We start from the raw sequence: 2290 nt of genomic DNA, 5'->3' as shown, positions 1-2290 counted from the left end.
ACACCACCCGGCCGTCCCCCGACCCGGCAGCACCCGCCACCACACCCTCCACCGGCTCCCCCGCGGCAAACGCCACCAGAGAACGGCGCGCCTCCCCGAGATCAGCCGCCACCACCACCGCACGATGCGGCAACAACGCCCGCGACGCGGCAAGGGACCGGCCGACGGTCTCCAGGGCGGTGGTGCCGGACTCCGTGAGGTGGTCGTGCAGCCGGCGTGCCTGAGCGGCGAGCGCCGCCGGGGTGTGCCCCGACAACAGCAGGGGCACGGAGGGCAGTTCGGCCGACGCCGGCTCTTCGGTCTGCTCCGGGGCCTCTTCGAGGACGACGTGGGCGTTGGTGCCGGAGACACCGAAGGACGACACGGCGGCCCGGCGCGGCCGGCGCGCACGCGTCCACTCGCGCTCCTCCGTCAGCAGCTCCACCGCACCGGCGGACCAGTCCACCTCCGCAGACGGCTCGTCCACGTGCAGCGTGCGCGGCAGTACGCCGTGCCGCATCGCCTGCACCATCTTGATCACACCCGCCACACCGGCGGCAGCCTGCGCGTGACCGATGTTGGACTTCACCGAGCCCAGCCACAGCGGCTCGTCCCGCTCCTGGCCATACGTCGCCAGCAGCGCCTGCGCCTCGATCGGGTCACCCAGCCTGGTACCCGTACCGTGCGCCTCCACGGCGTCGACATCAGCGGCCGTAAGACCCGCACCCGCCAACGCCTGCCGGATCACCCGCTGCTGCGACGGACCGTTCGGCGCCGTCAGACCATTCGACGCACCATCCTGATTCACCGCGGAACCGCGTACGACGGCCAGCACCCGGTGCCCGTTGCGACGCGCATCCGACAGCCGCTCCACCAGCAGCATGCCGACACCCTCGGACCAGCCGACTCCGTCGGCCGACGCGGCGAACGACTTGCAGCGGCCGTCGGGTGCGAGGCCACGCTGCCGGGAGAACTCCACGAACGTGCCCGGGGTGGCCATGACGGTGACACCGCCGGCCAGGGCCATGGAGCACTCCCCGCTGCGCAGCGCCTGGATCGCCCAGTGCAGCGCGACCAGGGAGGAGGAGCACGCGGTGTCGACGGTGACCGCGGGGCCCTCCAGGCCGAGCGTGTAGGCGACCCGGCCGGAGAGCACGCTGCCGGCGGTGCCGAGGCCCAGGTAGCCCTCGACGCCCTCGGGGAGGGTGCCGGTGCCGCTGCCGTAGTCGTGGTACATCAGGCCCGCGAAGACGCCGGTGGCGCTGCCGCGCAGCGCGGTCGGGTCGATGCCGGCGCGTTCCACGGCCTCCCAGGCGGTCTCCAGCAGCAGCCGCTGCTGCGGGTCCATCGCCAGCGCCTCACGCGGGCTGATACCGAAGAACTCGGCGTCGAAGTCGGCTGCCCCGTCGAGGAAGCCGCCCTCGCGGGTGTAGCTGGTCCCGGTGCGGGACTGATCGGGGTCGTAGACGGACGCGAGGTCCCAGCCGCGGTCGGTGGGGAAGCCGGTGACGGCGTCGGTGCCCGCGAGCACCAGCCGCCACAGGTCCTCGGGCGAGGTCACTCCGCCGGGGTAGCGGCAGGCCATGCCGACGATCGCGATCGGCTCGTCCGCGCCCACGACGGTGGGGGCGGGCAGCCGCGCACCGCTCGTGGCCGACGGGCCGGCGTCCAGGGCCGTGTCCAGGAGATGGCGGGCCAGTGCGGTGGAGGTGGGGTGGTCGAAGGTGATCGTCGCGGCGAGGCGGAGGCCGGTCGCCGCGGTGAGCCGGTTGCGCAGCTCCACGGCGGCCAGCGAGTCGAAGCCGAGGTCGAGGAAGGAGCGGTCGGGGGCGACGGCGTCCGGACCGTCGTGACCGAGCACGGTCGCCGCGGTCTCCCGGACCAGTTCCAGAGCGGCCCGGCGCTGTTCGGTCTTTGGAAGCGTGGCGAGCCGTTCGGCGAAGCCGCCGGGCTGAACGGCCGCGGCGGTGCGGAGCGCGGGGGCGGGTACCAGGCCGCGCAGCACGGATGGCAGCGCCTCGGCCTGGGCACGCAGGACGGCGAGGTCCAGGCGCGCGGCGACGGTCAGGGGTGCGTCGGTGGCGCAGACGGCGTCGAACAGTTCCAGGCCGTCGGCGTGGGCGAACGGTACGACTCCGCCTCGGGCGAGCCGGGCCGCGTCCACCCGGTCCAGCCCGCTCGCCATGCCGTCGGTCCAGGGTCCCCAGGCGATGGAGGTGGCGGGCAGCCCCTGCGCCCGCCGGAGCCCGGCCAGCGCGTCCAACGCCGCATTCGCCGCCGCGTAACCGCCCTGCCCCGCACTGCCCACCAC

Annotated in this window: 1 protein-coding gene; it reads right to left on the bottom strand. The window is 74.3% G+C overall.

Annotated features, from left to right (window positions below; all coding sequences use genetic code 11):
- On the bottom strand, positions 1-2290 hold a 2290-nt coding region (locus ACH47Z_RS47080; RefSeq protein WP_399086790.1), incomplete at both ends, for a beta-ketoacyl synthase N-terminal-like domain-containing protein.

Source organism: Streptomyces sp. NPDC020192 (genome assembly GCF_044388685.1).
Classification (GTDB): domain Bacteria; phylum Actinomycetota; class Actinomycetes; order Streptomycetales; family Streptomycetaceae; genus Streptomyces.
This window is presented reverse-complemented; position numbering and strand designations above follow the sequence as displayed.